General features: G+C 36.9%; 14 protein-coding genes. 8 read left to right on the top strand and 6 right to left on the bottom strand.

The features are described 5' to 3' along the window. Positions 1-14 precede the first annotated feature (14 nt). From IW15_RS02950 to IW15_RS02930, 5 genes are all read left to right on the top strand, one after another. Positions 15-632, top strand: coding sequence for a DUF502 domain-containing protein (locus IW15_RS02950; protein WP_034709177.1), 618 nt, complete (start codon positions 15-17; stop codon positions 630-632). Between the two features lie 91 nt (positions 633-723). Beyond that, complete coding sequence (locus IW15_RS02945; protein ID WP_034709175.1) at positions 724-2,100, top strand: tryptophanase; 1,377 nt, start codon at positions 724-726, stop codon at positions 2,098-2,100. A gap of 221 nt (positions 2,101-2,321) precedes the next feature. After that, complete coding sequence (locus tag IW15_RS02940; protein WP_034709173.1) at positions 2,322-3,395, top strand: FAD-dependent monooxygenase; 1,074 nt, start codon at positions 2,322-2,324, stop codon at positions 3,393-3,395. 4 nt (positions 3,396-3,399) lie between these two features. Then, the gene (locus IW15_RS02935) at positions 3,400-4,557 is read left to right on the top strand and encodes a pyridoxal phosphate-dependent aminotransferase (protein ID WP_034709171.1); all 1,158 of its coding nucleotides are present in this window, start codon (positions 3,400-3,402) and stop codon (positions 4,555-4,557) included. Between the two features lie 167 nt (positions 4,558-4,724). After that, positions 4,725-7,157 (top strand): TonB-dependent receptor plug domain-containing protein, encoded by a 2,433-nt coding sequence (locus IW15_RS02930; RefSeq protein ID WP_034709169.1) that lies wholly within the window; start codon positions 4,725-4,727, stop codon positions 7,155-7,157. A gap of 43 nt (positions 7,158-7,200) precedes the next feature. Here the strand turns inward: IW15_RS02930 and IW15_RS02925 are convergent, their stop codons facing one another. Then, positions 7,201-8,418: a PQQ-dependent sugar dehydrogenase gene (locus IW15_RS02925; protein ID WP_034709166.1), complete on the bottom strand. Its 1,218-nt coding sequence runs from the start codon at positions 8,416-8,418 to the stop codon at positions 7,201-7,203. A 282-nt stretch (positions 8,419-8,700) separates the two neighbouring features. Between IW15_RS02925 and uvrB the strand changes: the two genes are divergently transcribed. Next, positions 8,701-10,692, top strand: coding sequence for an excinuclease ABC subunit UvrB (uvrB, locus tag IW15_RS02920; RefSeq protein WP_034709164.1), 1,992 nt, complete (start codon positions 8,701-8,703; stop codon positions 10,690-10,692). A gap of 57 nt (positions 10,693-10,749) precedes the next feature. Here uvrB and IW15_RS02915 read toward each other — a convergent pair whose 3' ends face one another. From IW15_RS02915 to IW15_RS02900, 4 genes are all read right to left on the bottom strand, one after another. Continuing rightward, positions 10,750-11,004, bottom strand: a complete 255-nt coding sequence (locus IW15_RS02915) for a DUF3820 family protein (RefSeq protein WP_051881774.1) — start codon at positions 11,002-11,004, stop codon at positions 10,750-10,752. Between the two features lie 12 nt (positions 11,005-11,016). Next, positions 11,017-12,099, bottom strand: a complete 1,083-nt coding sequence (locus IW15_RS02910) for an AI-2E family transporter (RefSeq protein ID WP_034709162.1) — start codon at positions 12,097-12,099, stop codon at positions 11,017-11,019. Next, entirely contained in the window at positions 12,096-12,836 is a 741-nt protein-coding gene (locus tag IW15_RS02905; RefSeq protein ID WP_034709160.1) for a beta-carotene 15,15'-monooxygenase, read from the bottom strand. The genes IW15_RS02910 and IW15_RS02905 overlap by 4 nt, the downstream gene beginning before the upstream one ends. Before the next feature lie 71 nt (positions 12,837-12,907). Beyond that, positions 12,908-13,630 carry a hypothetical protein gene (locus tag IW15_RS02900; protein ID WP_034709158.1) on the bottom strand — a complete coding sequence of 241 codons (723 nt, stop codon included), beginning with the start codon at positions 13,628-13,630 and terminating at the stop codon, positions 12,908-12,910. A 47-nt stretch (positions 13,631-13,677) separates the two neighbouring features. Between IW15_RS02900 and IW15_RS02895 the strand changes: the two genes are divergently transcribed. After that, the gene (locus tag IW15_RS02895) at positions 13,678-14,655 is read left to right on the top strand and encodes an aminodeoxychorismate synthase component I (protein ID WP_034709156.1); all 978 of its coding nucleotides are present in this window, start codon (positions 13,678-13,680) and stop codon (positions 14,653-14,655) included. After that, complete coding sequence (locus IW15_RS02890; RefSeq protein WP_034709153.1) at positions 14,639-15,265, top strand: aminotransferase class IV; 627 nt, start codon at positions 14,639-14,641, stop codon at positions 15,263-15,265. Before IW15_RS02895 ends, IW15_RS02890 begins: the two co-directional genes overlap by 17 nt. Here the strand turns inward: IW15_RS02890 and menD are convergent. Beyond that, positions 15,262-16,938: a 2-succinyl-5-enolpyruvyl-6-hydroxy-3-cyclohexene-1-carboxylic-acid synthase gene (menD, locus tag IW15_RS02885; protein WP_034709151.1), complete on the bottom strand. Its 1,677-nt coding sequence runs from the start codon at positions 16,936-16,938 to the stop codon at positions 15,262-15,264. The genes IW15_RS02890 and menD overlap by 4 nt on opposite strands. Positions 16,939-16,989: the final 51 nt, after the last annotated feature.

Here is a 16,989-nt window from a genome sequence, read left to right as displayed (position 1 = left end):
ACAGCTCCTACACGTTGAAAAAACTGACCTTTGAGAATATCACCAATTTTTTCCTGAAAAATTTCTTTCAGGGATTGGTCATTATTGGCCCGATCGGCCTGACCATTTTTGTGATATGGTATATCATCAGCGCAATTGACAATATTATTCCATCCATTGCAAAAGAGATTCCGGGGTTAGTATTTGTATCAACAATATTGGTCACGGCTTTGTTAGGGTATCTGGGAAATAAATTTGTTGTCGGCAGATTCTTTTTCGACACCATGGACAGCTTACTGGAGAAAACTCCTGGGGTAAAGCATATTTATACTCCTACAAAAGATGTCATGTCTTCATTTGTAGGTGATAAGAAAAAATTCAACGATCCTGTATGGGTAAAGACCAATGAAAATCCTGAAATCTGGAGAATCGGTTTTTTAACCCAAAAAGAAATGGCTGACGTAGATAAACATAATTACGTCGCGGTATATCTTCCCCACTCCTATGCAATATCAGGATGGGTAATTGTTACTGAAGAAAAAAACATCAAACCTGTAGTGGGAATGACTGCGGCTTCTGCCATGAAGTTCGCTGTAAGTGGCGGTGTAGCCGGCTTTCATTCTGATGAAAATATATTTAAAGCTCCTGAGTAATTCTGCAGCTCACTTTAAATATACTTGATGAATTTGAAAATTTATTTTTCAAAAAAAATTTCTTTAAAACAATAATAAAAAATATTTACCCATGAATTTACCGTACGCGGAGCCTTTCCGCATCAAAATGGTGGAGGAAATCCGTCAATCAACCAGAGAGGAAAGAGAACAGTGGCTTAAAGATGCCAATTATAACTTATTCAACTTAAAATCTTCACAGGTTTTTATTGATCTATTAACAGACTCAGGAACCGGAGCAATGTCCGACAGACAATGGGGTGCACTGATGACCGGAGACGAAAGCTATGCAGGGTCCCGTTCATTTGAACAATTACATCAGACTGTACAAAATATCACAGGTTTCAAATATCTTTTGCCAACTCACCAAGGAAGAGCTGCTGAAAATGTTTTATTTTCAGTTTTAGTGAAAGACGGCGATATTGTTCCCGGAAACTCTCACTTTGATACCACAAAAGGGCACATCGAGTTCAGAAAAGCTCACGCAATCGACTGTACCATTGATGAGGCCTTTGATATTAATGACCTGCATCCTTTTAAAGGAAACATCAATCTTGAAAAACTGGAAGAAGTTTATAAAAGTCATCCAAAAGAAAAAATCCCTTTCTGCCTGATTACCATTACCTGTAACTCTTCCGGAGGACAGCCTGTTTCTCTGGAAAACATGAAGGCGGTAAGAGAACTTTCCAATAAATATGGAGTTCCAGTTTTCTTTGATTCGGCACGATTCGCAGAAAACGCCTATTTCATCAAAAAAAGAGAAAAAGGTCAGGAAAACAGAACTATTAAAGAAATCTGTACAGAGATCTTCTCTTATGGAGATGGTATGACTATGAGTTCTAAAAAAGACGGACTTGTGAATATCGGAGGATTCATTGCGCTTAACAGTGAAGAAATTTTCAGAAAAGCATCAAGCTTCACGATTATTTATGAAGGTTTCATTACCTATGGAGGGATGGCCGGAAGAGATATGGCAGCGCTGGCAGTAGGTCTTAACGAAGCAACAGAATTTGCTTATCTGGAAAGCAGAATTTCTCAGGTTGAATATCTTGGTCACAAATTAATTGAATACGGAATTCCTGTACAAAAACCAATTGGTGGACATGCTGTATTCATTGATTCTTTAAACTTTTTACCCAACGTTTCCCGTGCAGAATATCCGGCTCAGACTTTAGGCCTGGAAATTTATAAAGAAGCAGGGATCAGAACGGTAGAAATAGGGACTTTACTGGCAGACAGAGATCCTGAAACCAGAGAAAACCGTTACCCTAAACTGGAATTGGTACGTTTAGCAATTCCTAGAAGAACATATACGAATAACCACATGGATTATATCGCGGCAGCCATCAAAAATGTATATGACCGACGTGATGACATCGCTAAAGGATATAAAATCACCTGGGAACCAGAATTACTGAGACATTTCACAGTACAGCTTGAAGAAGCATAATACCAAAACCGAGACTCGTTCTCGGTTTTTTTATTTCTTATTTTAACTCAAAAGCATCATGACAAAAGCATATGCTATATTTTCATAGTATTGAATAACAGCCTAAATAAAATTAATGTTGTTTTGAAATCAATGGATATATTTACTATACATTTGCATTCATCAAGGATAATAAAAAATAAATTGAAACACTAACCTGAAAAAAAATTGACTACTCCAAAATGAATACAATTGCTGTCGTGGGTGCTGGAATTTCCGGCTTAAGCATAGCTAATTACTTAGAAAAGCATGATATGGACTACCATATTTATGAAAGAAGAGCAAAAACCGATCTCACGGGCCACGGATTTCTGATTCCCCAAGAAGGAATTGAGTATCTCTCCCAAATTATCGACAAAGCCACACTTTTTAAACAGGGTAATTTTTTAAAAAAATACATTAAATATTCTCATAAAGGAAACATCATTGCAGAAAAAGAGCTGAACGACGTTTTTGTCATTGCGAGAAGTTCACTGATTGATATTTTAACACACAATATTCCCTCTGAAAAAATATCTTACGAAAAACCTGTCAGCCTCTGCCCTCAGGGAAAGCTTACCTATTCCGATGGTACTTTCATAGATTCTGATATCATCATAGTTTCTGATGGCTCCAAAAGCAGGATCAGAAGAGAAGTTTTCAAAGACGAAAACATGAGGTCTGTACGGGAAAATGAAGTCGTAAATATTATTGAAAATAAAGAAATAGCAGCCTGTATTGAAGATAATTTCATGAAATTTCATCATGAAGACGGCGGTCTGGCATTTGGTATCCTTAAACTTTCTGAAGATAAAATTTTATGGTATTCGCAGTTTGATAATGAAAAATATAACATCAATGAAGAATGTTCTGTAGAAAACTTAAAAGAATACCTTTCGGAAATTTTTGAAGACTGGCACCCTTTAGTTTCTTCCATCATAAAAGAATCGAGTTATGAAAATGTTCATCTGTGGCGTGTTTATGAGCTTGAACAACTTAATTCATTCTATAAAGACAACATTGTTTTTGTAGGAGATGCAGCCCATCCTTTAATCCCTTTTACAAGCCAGGGCGTAACCTCAGCACTTAAAGATGCTTTCACTTTAACCCAGTATCTGATCGAAGAAGAAAACACCACTGAGGCTTTCAGAAAATATGAAACAGAGAGGAAACCTGAAATTGAGGTTCACATCAGGAACGGAAGAACCCTGCTCCATCAATTTTTGTGTCCTCTTCATCAGCAAACAGAAAATATAGTACCAATCTCTTATAAATAAAAAAATGTTCACCAATAACGATATCAATTTTGAAGCTTTAAAAAGAAAGGCCTACAACGGAAGATGGGCTACCCTTGAAGACGGTATTATTCCTTTAACGGCAGCAGATCCGGATTTCAGGACCGCGCCAGCCATCCAGCAGGGAATCATTGAATATATTCAGGATGGTTATTTAAGCTACGGCCCTTTTTCAGGACTTCCGGAGTTTAAAAAAAGTGTGGCAGACCATTTCAATAAGGAAAAAAATGGAAATTTCGTTCCTGAAAATGTTCTTGCAGTTAACAGTGCCGCACAGGGCATGTTTCTGATTGCAAAATATGTTTTAAAGCCGGGAGATGAAGCCATTATTTTAGATCCGGTAGACTTTTTATTTAAAAAATCGGTAGAAGCCGTAGGCGGAGTTGTCAATCTGTGCCCCGTTGATCCACAAACAGCGGAAATTGACCTTGAAAAACTGGTTTCGCTCATCAACTCAAAAACGAAGCTGATCAGCATCTGCAATCCACATAATCCTTTAGGAAAAATATATTCTAAAGATGTTTTGAAAAAGATCTCAGAGATTGCATCCGCTCATGATCTATGGGTAATGAGTGATGAAATATGGAGCGATATTATTTATGACCACAGGGATTTTCATACATATTCATCAGTTTCCACAGAAGCTGCGAATAAAAGTTTTACAGTGTATGGTTTTTCCAAATCATTTGGAATGGCAGGATTAAGAATTGGTGCCGTGTTGTGTAATGATCAGGAGATTCTTGACGATTTTACCGAAAAATCAAATTTCAACTCTACCATAGAAGGAGTTTCAACATTATCTCAAATTGCAGGAAGTGTGGCACTGGAAAAAGCAAAACCCTGGTATGATGAATTCTTAAGTCATTTACAAAGCAATAGAGATCTGGCTTTCAATATCTTAACCCGTTCAGAAATATTAAGTCCCAATTTACCTGAAGCTACTTTTGTGCTATTCCCAAAAATTAAAAATGGGCTTACCAGTGAAGAATTTACCAGCCATGTTTTACAGTACGGAAAAGTAGCTGTTGTCCCAGGTTCGGAAAGGTGGTTTGGAAAAGGAGCGGAAGGACATATCAGAATATGTTTTTCTACTTCACAGGAAATTTTAGAGGAAGGTCTCAGCAGAATTATTAAAAGTTTTTAATAGTAGAAAAAACGCTTTTTATTTATTTTAAATAAAAATATTCCTAATATTCACTTAAAACAAATAAATCCTAAGTATTTATTAAATAATATGTCATTTAATTGTTGATTTACAAAGTAAATTTGATATTTTTGATACAACTTATCAATTTACAAAACAACACAGCAATGAAAATAAAATATATAAGTGCCTTGTTTCTTGGTACAACATCCCTCTTTTATGCTCAAAAAGCAAATGACACCATTTTTAAAGAAGGAAAAATAGAGGAAGTGGCCATTACCGGAAGCCGAAATAAAAAAAGAACGGTCACCAATACACCCGTTCCTATCGATGTGATCGATATCAAGCAGGTAAGCCAGTCAACAGGACAGGTAGAAGTCAATCAGCTTTTACAGTTTGCAGCACCTTCTTTTAATTCAAACAAACAATCAGGATCTGACGGAGCAGATGCGGTAGATCCCGCAACATTAAGAGGTCTGGGACCTGACCAGACCTTACTTTTACTGAATGGAAAAAGATACCACCAGTCTTCACTAATTAATCTGTTCGGAACTAAAGGAAGAGGAAACACGGGTTCTGATATGAACACCATTCCGATTGGTGCTATCAAAAGGATTGAAGTGCTTCGTGACGGTGCTTCTGCACAATATGGCTCAGACGCAATCGCCGGGGTGATTAATGTAATTCTGAATGACCGGAATAAAGGTTTCGAAGGCAATGCTTTTTATGGCATGAATCTTTTTAAGAGCCCCGGAAATAATGATGTAGTCTCAGATCATAAAATTGACGGAATTACTTTTGACTTCAGTGGAAATTTAGGAACTAAAATAGGATCCAAAGGTGGTTTCGGAAATTTCACCGTAGAATTTATCAATAAAGAACATTCGATCAGGAATGCGAATCCGGAATTTTATGATGCTCCGAGACAGCGTTTTGGTGATGCCAAATCTCAGAATATTTATTTTTTCGGAAACATAGAACTTCCTTTATCTGATGGGTTAAAATTCTATTCCCGCCAAGGTTTCTCTAACAGAAATACTAACGCTTATGCTTGGACCAGAACAGCAGATGCAGACGGAAATATTCCGGAAATTTACCCTAACGGATTTAACCCTATTGAAAACACAAGCATCTCTGATTTCACGTTCGATAATGGCTTAAAATTTAAAGTCGCTAATTGGGACGTAGATTTTTATAATGCATTCGGAAGCAATAGATTCACTTATACTATTGAAAACACGGTAAATGCTACTTTAGGAGCAAAATCACCGACAGACTTCCATGCCGGCGGACATTCATTGCTTCAAAATACGACAGGTTTTAACGCATCTAAGCCGTTCAATGTTCTGGAAGGACTTAATATTGCTTTTGGAGCCGAATTCAGGTATGAGAAATTCAATATCATCAAAGGAGAAGAAGCTTCTTATGCGATGTATGACATCAATGGAAATCTGGTGACCGCTAATACCCCAACCGGATTATTAGTTACAAATCCTTTAACCGGTGATGTAAGGCCAGGCGGATCACAGGGCTTTCCGGGATATTCTCAGGAAGTGGATAAAAACAGAAATAATTTTGCTGCTTACGTAGATACAGAACTTGATATTACAAAAAAATGGATGATAAGCGTTGCGGGAAGATTTGAAAACTACAGTGATTTCGGAAGCACCATCAACGGAAAATTTGCGACACGATATGCCATTACTCCAAAGCTTGCTTTTAGAGGATCAGTATCTACCGGTTTTAGAGCGCCTTCACTGGCTCAGAAATATTACAGTTTGCAGTTTACTAATTTCCAGGGTGGCAAATTAGTAACTATCCAACTTGCATCCAATGACAGTGATTTGGCAAAAGCATTAGTTCCACAACTAAAACAGGAAACTTCTCTTAACGGGAGCGCCGGATTTACTTATAATGCTGGAAAATTCACTGCTACAGTCGATGGATACTATATTAAAGTAAAAGACAGAATTGTATTAACCGGTAATTTTGCAAGAGAGGATCTTCCTCAAAATATTCAAGATGCAAATCCCTTTATCGATCAGGCACAATTCTTTTCCAATGCTATTGATACCCGAACAAAAGGAGTTGATGTCATTTTAAGTTATAATGAAAATCTAGGCAATGGAAAACTAACCGCCACGTTAGCAGGAAATTATAATGAAATGGAAATTACAAAAGTTCATACGTCTCAACAACTAGCCGGAAAAGAAGATATTTATATGAGCGCGAGGGAAAAAGCCTTTATTCTCGCCTCTGCACCAAAAACAAAAGTCAATTTAAACTTAAATTATAAAATCAATAAATTCAATGCCAATCTCCAGCTTGTACGATTTGACAAAGTAACCTTAGTGGGTTACGGCGGACCTGATGACTATCAGATTTATAATCCAAGAGTCACCACAGATCTTTCTTTCGGATGTGATTTTTCTAAAAGCTTAACGTTAACAATCGGAAGCAAAAATCTGTTCAACAGATATCCTACGTTACAAACGGCTCATGTATCAGATGGAAATACAGAATCCGGAGGGATTTTTGATCCTGTACAGATGGGATTTGCGGGAAGACAGGCTTTTGCAAGACTCAATTTTAAATTTTAAAACTATACTCTCACAAAAAACTCCTGAAATTCAGGAGTTTTTGTTACTTTTTTGAAACTTTATACAGCTTTCCGCTATCGGTTACGGCATACAGATTACCATCGGCCCCATTCAGAACATCCCGGAAGCGTTCTTTCTGATCTGCTAAAAGGCGCTCCTCACCTACTACTTTATGATCTTTCAGAATAATTCTGTTGATGTGTTCTCCGCTTAAGCAGCCTATAAATAAATTCCCTTTCCATTCTTCCATATTTCCGGTATAGAAAGTAATTCCGCTTGGAGAAATCACGGGATCCCAATAATAAACAGGCTGTTCCGTTCCTTCCTTTTGGGTAATTCCTTTCCCCACTTTTTCTCCTGAATATTCAATTCCATACGTGACATCTCCCCAGCCATAATTTTTCCCAGGCTGAATCAGATTAATCTCATCACCACCTCTGGGACCCATTTCTACATCCCAAAGATTTCCGTTCGGATCAATGGCCATTCCTTGAGGATTTCTAACGCCATAGGCATATATTTCGGGCTTATATCCACTTTTTCCAATAAAAGGATTTCCGGGAGCCGGCTTTCCTTCTTTTGTTATCCTTAATATTTTTCCTAAATAATTATCGGTTTTCTGAGCGTAAACACGGGTTACTTTATCAGATCTTTCCCCTGTACTTACAAATAAATTTCCATCTTTATCAAATGCCAGTCTGCTTCCATAATGCTTGTCACCGTCATAAGAAGGCTCTGCCCTAAAAATAACTTTCACCTCCTGTATTGTTTTCATATCCTGTGAAAGCTTTCCCTTTGCTACTGAAGTTAAATTTCCTGCTCCAAAAGGTTCTGAGAAACTAAAATAAATAAGATTATTTGTTTTGAAATCGGGATCAAGTGCTACATCCAGCATTCCTCCCTGCCCTTTGGAATCTACTTTTGGGAATCCTTCAATTTTATAAACCTGCTTACCGTCTGCTGAAACCACATTCATATAACCTCTTTTATCTGTGATAAGAAATCTACCGTCAGGCAGATTAATAATTCCCCAGGGTCTTCCCAGATCTTTATTTACTATTTCAACTTGATATGCTACTGCAGTTTTTACCGCTTTAATCCTGGTTTGTCCTTTGAAGGCCGGTTTATAATCTGAATTCGGTTTTTCCGTTTCTACACTTCCATCAGATCCTGCTTGCTGTGCATTGGCATTATTTTTCTGACATGAAGATAAAATAAAGAAAAGGCTCAATGCCGGAACGTAAAATTGATTGAATTTCATAAAGTTGCGATTAAGGTGTTACTCAATGAATGGAAAAATAATGCCATAAAAAATGCAGATTTCTATTATTTTAAATGAAAATTTCATTTAAAGTAGCTTCATCTGACACCTGTTCTGAATAACCATGTGATTATTTTAGTAGTCAACTGATTTCAAAAAATAAAATAATTTCCCAAATATCTCATAAATCTGTTAAAAATTTACAACCAATACCTTCACCTTCAAATACTTTATGATGCCTAATAATTTCTTTCGTATTTTTGTTGTATACATTATGTTTCTATGAATTTTAATCTTCAATCAGAATATAAACCCACCGGCGACCAGCCACAAGCTATAGAGAAACTTACCGAAGGAATAGAAATCGGGGAGAAATATCAGACACTGCTTGGGGTAACAGGTTCCGGTAAAACATTTACAGTGGCCAATGTTGTACAGAACGTGCAGAAGCCAACGATTGTTATGGCACACAACAAAACCCTGGCAGCGCAGCTTTTTATGGAATTTAAAGAATTCTTTCCAGACAATGCTGTTGAGTATTTTGTGAGTTACTATGACTACTATCAACCGGAAGCTTATATTGCAACTACCGGGACTTATATTGAAAAGGATCTGAGCATTAATGAAGAAGTTGAAAAACTCCGCCTTTCTGCCATTGCCAGTTTACTTTCCGGAAGGCGTGATGTTTTGATCGTTGCGTCCGTTTCCTGTATTTATGGTGTTGGAAATCCTGCAGAATTCCATAAATCATTAATATCCATTGCCATTGGAGAAAAAGTAACGAGAACCGCATTTCTTCATTCGTTAGTTAACGCACTATATTCAAGAACGTTAAGCGACTTCCAACGGGGTACGTTCCGGGTGAAAGGGGATGTAATAGATGTGTTTCCAGCCTATGCAGATAACGCAGTAAGAATCCAGTTTTTTGGAGATGAAATTGAAAAAATTCAGAGCTTCGATCCCGTTTCAGGAAATGTAACTGCTAATTTTGACCAGATTCAAATTTATCCTGCCAACCTTTTTGTAACCTCAAAAGAAACATTGAACGGAGCTATTAAGAATATTCAGGATGACATGGTGAAACAGGTGGATTTCTTTAGTGAAATAGGAAAACCTTTAGAAGCCAAAAGACTTCAGGAAAGAACTGAGCTCGATCTTGAGATGATCAAAGAATTGGGATACTGTTCGGGAATTGAAAACTATTCAAGATATCTGGACGGCAGACTTCCGGGATCAAGACCTTTCTGTTTATTGGATTATTTTCCGAAAGATTATTTAATGGTTATTGATGAGAGTCACGTTACCGTTCCTCAGGTTCATGCCATGTACGGCGGTGATAGAAGCCGAAAAGAAGCACTAGTAGAATACGGATTCAGACTTCCGGCTGCTATGGACAACAGACCATTGAAATTTGAAGAATATGAAGCTATTCAGAATCAGGTGATCTATGTTTCTGCCACACCGGCAGATTATGAATTAGAGAAAACCGGTGGAGCCTATATCGAACAGATTATTCGTCCGACGGGACTTTTAGATCCTATTATTGAAGTTAGACCTTCTCTGAATCAAATTGATGATTTAATGGAGGAGATCCGTAAAAGAGCCGATATAGATGAAAGGGTGTTGGTGACTACGCTGACTAAGAAAATGGCCGAAGAGCTTACAAAATACTTCACGAAATTCGGGATCAGAACAAGATACATTCACTCTGATGTTGAAACACTGGAGCGTATCCAAATTATGCAGGATCTGCGTTTGGGTCTTTTTGATGTTCTGATCGGAGTTAATTTACTAAGAGAAGGATTGGATTTACCGGAAGTTTCACTGGTAGCTATTCTTGATGCCGATAAGGAAGGAATGCTAAGAAGCAGAAGATCAATGATTCAGACGGTTGGACGTGCTGCAAGGAACATCAACGGAAGAGCTATTATGTACGCCGATAAGATCACCAAATCGATGCAGGCTGCCCTGGATGAAACAGAATACCGTCGTGGCAAACAGATACTTTATAACGAGGAACATGGACAGGTACCAACCTCTCTGAATAAAAAAATATCCGAAAACTTAGTCGGAAGAAGCAAAGATTTCCCAGATGAAAAATATACCCAAAAGGAAATTATGCAAAAAGTAGCTGAAGTAAAAGCCAGCTATGCCACTGAAGATATTGAAAAAATGGTAGAGCAAAAGCAAAAAGAAATGGAAGCTGCAGCCAAAAATCTTGATTTCATAAAAGCAGCCAAGCTGAGGGATGAAATCCTGGCATTGAAAGGATAATTTTAGTTGAAAGATAAAAAAGAGTTTCGGCGGCATCAAAGATGCCGCCGAAACTTATTAGAATTTGTAAGTCGTTTTCTTAATCTTACTATAATCAATCTTTCCGCCCCGAAGTGGAGCCAGAAGATCCATCAGTCCATTCAGTTTTATTTCATAAATGGTTGAAAGCTGCATTCCAAGTTTTCCTTTAGGCATCCCTGTTCGGGAGAACCATTCCAAATAGCTTATCGGCAGATCAGCAAGAATCGTCCCCTGGTGTTTACCGAAAGGCATCGTCACGACACATATTTCCTGTAATATTTCTGGATTTATTCCTTCCACGGCTTATACAATTAAGTCAATTTTATTATCATCATTATTCTTATCCGGAAACTCAAGTTCAGGAATATCGTTTTCTGAAAACTCATTTCTGTACACCTGAATCAAAAGAAGCGTCAGAGAGATCAGAATAGGACCAAAAATAAGTCCCATAAATCCAAACAGATTCATCCCCATGATAATCCCAAAAACAGTATTCAGCGGATGGATATCCTCTAACTTCTTTAAAAGGGTAAAACGGAGCAGATTATCCGTCAGACCTACGACGATCAGACAATATGCCGCAAGGCCGAGCCCGGGTCCTGTATTGCCTTCAGCGATCATAAAAATACAGACCGGAATATAAACAATAGCTGCTCCTACTACCGGAACCATTGAAGCTGCCGCAGTTAATGCAAAAAGCAACACTGGGCTGGGAGCTCCAAAAATGAAATATCCAATTAATGCTACAAGACCTTGTCCAAGCGCAACAACCGGAATTCCAATAGCGTTAGCCATAATCAATTTTCTCATCTTATCGCCGATTAAAGAAATATTCGATCTCTTTAAAGGAGCTGATGAAGTAAGAATTCTTTCGAAACGTCTCGGTTGATCCAGCATAAAATACAGGATGAAGTACATAGACATCACGACCGTAAGGGTATTGAAAGTTCCGCTGACAGCAGAAGTAGAAACTTTTCCGGCAGAGCTTTTCAATTTATCCATATTCTCTTTACTGAGAATGTCAAAATGAACCTGTTCATAAACATACGAATGTATTTTGTCTAAAAATACATTGAACTTGGCCATATACACCTGTGCATTTCCTAATTTTTCAATTAAAAGATCTGCAATAAAATAAATGGGAAGAATAAGAATAATCAGACTTGCCAGCATGAGTACCAGTGAGGAAAGCCAGGGCTTCCATTTTTTTTCCTCCTGCAGATAGAAATTATACTTACGGCAGACTACATAAATAGTAATAGCCCCTAAAACCGAAGGTATAAATAAGGCAAGATTAAAACAGATTAACCCCGTCAATACCAAAATGATGGCAAGTAAGGCAACCTGTTTTATGGCAACACCGCTTATCTGTTTTTCTTTATTCACAGTTTATCTTTAAACATGATTTGTCTTGGCTTTCCTAAAAAAGCACAATATGCAGAATACATCACTACCATCATAAAAGGAGCTGTTAAAATAACCCCAATACCACAAAGAATAACCCCCGCAAGTGATATGATCATTCCTAAAAAGCTCGTCAGTAAAATAGTCCCGTAATTTTCTTTCGCAATATTGAAAGATTTGGTTAGTGCGTCTATAGCAGATGAATTTTCAAACAGTAAAATTGGGTATCCTAATAAAAGAAGCGGATATACAAAGAAAAACGGCAATACGCATAGCGCAAGCGAAATACTGGTGATAATCCATGAAAGGAAAGCGTAAATTAAAATATTTACGAAATTCTGACGGTAGCCAATAAACAAATCGGAAAACTCTATCGGAGTTTTTGTATTAAATTTATTAACGATGTAGATCAACCCTACATACAAAGGTGCCAGCAAAAGCCCAAAAATCCCTGAAAATGTGACATACATAGGAAATCCGGGAGCATTCCAATAACTAAAATTCGAATAACCACCAGAACTTTTCATCTCTTCTACCATTGCAGTAGAATTAAAGCCGGTAATGGTTTGGATCAGAAATCCACCGATAATATAAATTATCATTGCAACAATTCCATAAAGGAAAACCCCTTTATACATTTCAAAAGCATGAGAAATAATGGATCCCGTATCCCTGTTGGGAACCGATCCCTGCTGATCAAATTCGTTAAATTCAGACATAGTTTAAATATTTAATGATTTTCCCAAAATTAACTTTTTTTGGTAAGAAAACCCATTAAACATCATTAAATTTAACTTTTTTCAGAAAAAATTGTTTTATAAAGCGAATAAATCATCGCATTCCAAAATGGAAAAGTGAAAAGACCACCTATAAAAAATAAAGCAAAACCAATATATTTAAAAATTACGGCAACAATAACACACACAAGTATTTCTACAAAATAGAGTTTTACGGCTTTAAAATTCAGGGAAATAGCTTCAAAAATTCTTTTATCAGTAAAAAACATCAGAGGAGCAACGAATAAGGTTACAATAACCCATAATACTGCAAGGAAAATAGTGGGAACGGTTAATCGGTAAATCATAAGCCAGAAAATAAAATATCCCAGATATTTAAAAAAATTAAGGCCATTGTATCCTACAAATAAATCCGCCAGTTCTATTTTCTCGTTAAGATCAATTTTTCTGAAGATCTGGAAGAATCCAATATTCAGCGGATATAAAAATGCCGTTGTCCCGAAAATGGCAATCATAAACATTTGATAGTTTTCTGTTGCACTTACTTCCGCAGCTTTTTCTAAATATGCTTTGGTGCCAAGTTTCAGAGCCTCTCCCATTTCCTGGCTCTGTTCCCAGATTCCATATTTGGTTCCAAATAGAAACATGGATGTAAAAAATACCACAAAGAAAACTATTGAAAAAATAAGCTGGAAAATAAGGGTCTTATTCCAATAGAAAAACGCCTGCTTCAGTATAAAATCTATTCCCGGTTTTTGAGGATATTTGTTCTGCATTAAAAAAATTTAGTGCAAAAGTAAACATCAATAATTACTTTTGCTGAATGTTTTCAGTGAATCATCAAAAATTTATGGAAATGGATGAGCTTTCCCTCCGGAAAGTCCCCTACTTTTTCATGATCGATTTTCTTTCGGACAATGTTGAAATCTACCGGGAAAATGAAATCGAAAAATCAGACTTATTAATTGATTTTCAAGAATATTCAAGCATAAAAAAGAAGTATGAATTAAATAAAAAAATTGAATGGAAATCATTCCCGGAAACCTTGGAAAGTTTTAAAACAGGATTTGATATCGTGCAGAAAAACATTCGTCTTGGAAATTCATATTTAGTAAATTACACCCGCAAGACAAAAATAGAGACGAATTTAACGCTTAAAGAAATTTTTTATCACTCAAATGCGAAGTACAAAGTTTTTTATAAAGATTTTTTTGTATTTTTTTCTCCTGAAACTTTTGTCAAGATTAATAAAGGTAAAATTTTCACCTATCCAATGAAGGGAACTATTGATGCATCCGTTGAAAATGCAGCAGAAGTTCTTAAAAATGATAAAAAAGAGAAAGCTGAACATTATACGGTGGTTGATTTGTTACGGAACGATCTCAGTATGGTGGCAAGCGATGTAAAAGTGGATCAGTTTCAGCATATCGATCTCATCAAGACACAGCAGAAAGATCTGTATGCCATGAGCTCTGAAATCTCAGGAAATATACAGCCTGAATTTGCAGGAAAAGTAGGAAGTATTATGAAAAAACTACTCCCTGCAGGATCTATTTTAGGAGCCCCAAAACCCAAAACGCTGGAAATAATCCTAAGTGCAGAAGGATATGACAGAGGCTATTACACAGGCGTTTGCGGCTGGTTTGACGGTGAAAACCTGGACAGCTGCGTTATGATACGCTTTATTGAAAAAGAACACGATCAGCTTTATTTTAAAAGCGGTGGTGGTATAACACACATGAGTAAATTAGAAGACGAATATCAGGAAATGAAAAATAAAATTTATGTCCCAATTCATTGAAAGTATTAAAGTAGAAGATCAGGAGATTTTCTTATTGGAACTGCACCAAAAACGTGTTGATCAAACTTTTGCCCATTTTGGTAAAGAAGGTTCGATCGATCTTGCTAAAATATTCAAGCATCTGCAGCACGATGAAAATGGTCTTTTTAAACTTAGGCTTGCCTATGATCTGGACAAAAGAATCCGGACTCAGATGATTCCTTACGCAATTCCGGAAATAACAGATTTTCAACTGGTTGAAAACAACAGTTTCGATTATTCTTTCAAATTTGAAGACCGGAAAGAATTGGAGAAAATGAAAATGAAATCTAAAGCGGAAGAAATCATTATTGTAAAAAACAACCACATCACAGATACCTCTTTTTCAAACCTTTTGTTTTTGAAGGGTAAAGAATGGTTTACTCCAAACTCTTACCTTCTTAACGGAGTTCAAAGGCAGCAGCTTTTAAAACAAAAGAAAATAAAAGAAGCAGAAATCACCATGCAGAACATTAAGCAGTTCTCACATTTTCAGTTAATTAATGCAATGAATGATTTCGATGATATGTTCATTTACCCAATAGACAGAATTATGAATCTACCGGGTAATGAAGAATATCTGGATCTTTAATTGTCTTTCATGAAATCAAAATAGGCCTTTAAAACATCGGCGCTGTTCTTTCCGTATGTATTCACTTCCAAAATTTTTGGTTGTGTATCCGGTTTGAAGAAATTTTCCAGTACCCTGTCCAGCGTCGGTTCATCCTCTACCTTGATATATGCGAAACCAAAATGCTTCGCCAGGTGTTCTGCATGCTTACGGTGCTTTGTTGCGATAAATTCATCCAGTGTATTCGGGTTGGCATTTCCCGGACCCGGAATAATTTTAAAGATATTTCCCTCCCCGTTATTAAAAATAATAATTCTTACAAACGGTGGAATATATTGGTTCCAAAGACCGTTAATATCATAAAAGAATCCTAAATCTCCTGTAATAAGCAATGTTGGATTGGCATTTTTAATCGCAAATCCCATAGCAGTAGAAGTCGATCCGTCAATTCCACTGGTTCCTCTGTTGCAGTAGATCTTCTTTTTACCAAAATCAAAAAGCTGTGCGTATCTAATCGCCGAACTGTTGCTGAAATGGATATTATAGTTTTCCGGGATCGTCTGTGAGGCTTTATTAAAGAAATAAAAATCAGAAAAGTCCACTTTGTTCAGGAACTGAACATGTTTAGCATCTTTTTTATCCCGTAAAACATCCCATAGGTTGAAATAAGGTCTGGGCTCCAGATTGACGAATTTCAACAGCTTTGAAAAGAATACTTCCGGCTTCACTTCTATTTTTTCCGTCAGGGAATAGTATGTATCAGGCTGCCATATTTCATCCAGGTGCCAGTGCTGTTTTGGCCGTGCTTTTCGTAAAAACTGCTTTACTTTTTTAGACACCACATTCTGCCCGATTGTGATTAATAAATCCGGAGCGTATTTTTTATAATCTTCTTCTGTGAAGTTATAGATATAGCGGTCAATATGTTTAAAGAACTTCTCATGATGTAAATTAGAATTTACTTCACTTAACACCACAACAGAATGATTCTTCACCAACTGAGAAAGCTGGTTTTCCAATTCCGGGCTGTAATCCTTGGTTCCTACCAAAAACATAATTCTTTGGGAAGTATTCCATTCCGCTACCAGATTGGAGGGAATTTCATATTCTTTATGCTTAATTGTTTTTTCTACGGCAGGAAAAGAAGGAAGCTCCGAAACCAAATCATACAAGGGTTCTTCCAAGGGAATATTAATATGAACCGGACCCCGTTTTTCAAAACATAGTTCGATCGCTTTTTTGATAATATCGAAATTAATATCTTCTGCATTTTCTTTACTGTCTTCCAACAGCTGAAAATCGCCATAAGAATGCTGATGAAAAATATCTTTCTGACGAATCGTCTGTCCATCAAAAATATCTACAAAATCCGTCGGCCTGTCGGCTGTAAGGATCAACAGAGGAACATTTTGATAAAAAGCTTCGGTAACGGCAGGGTAATAATTAGCTACCGCAGAACCGCTTGTACAAGTGATTGCAACGGGCTTTTTCTCGCTTATCGCCATTCCTATTCCCACAAAAGCTGCGCTCCTTTCATCTACAATACTGAAACAGTTAAAAGCATCCGTTTCCGAGAAATGGATGGCAAGAGGGGCGTTTCTGGATCCCGGTGAAATGATAATATCTGAAATCCCGTACTGCTGAAGTAGATGCGCTAGTATCTGAATACTTCTTTTGGAAGAATATTTTTTCATACAGCAAATTTAGCTTATAAATCCTTAATTGTAAAAACATTTAATCCAAAA

It is taken from the genome of Chryseobacterium soli (genome assembly GCF_000737705.1).
Classification (GTDB): Bacteria; Bacteroidota; Bacteroidia; order Flavobacteriales; family Weeksellaceae; genus Chryseobacterium; species Chryseobacterium soli.
The sequence above is the reverse complement of the archived record's forward strand: the minus strand, read 5'-3'. Positions and strand labels throughout refer to the sequence as shown.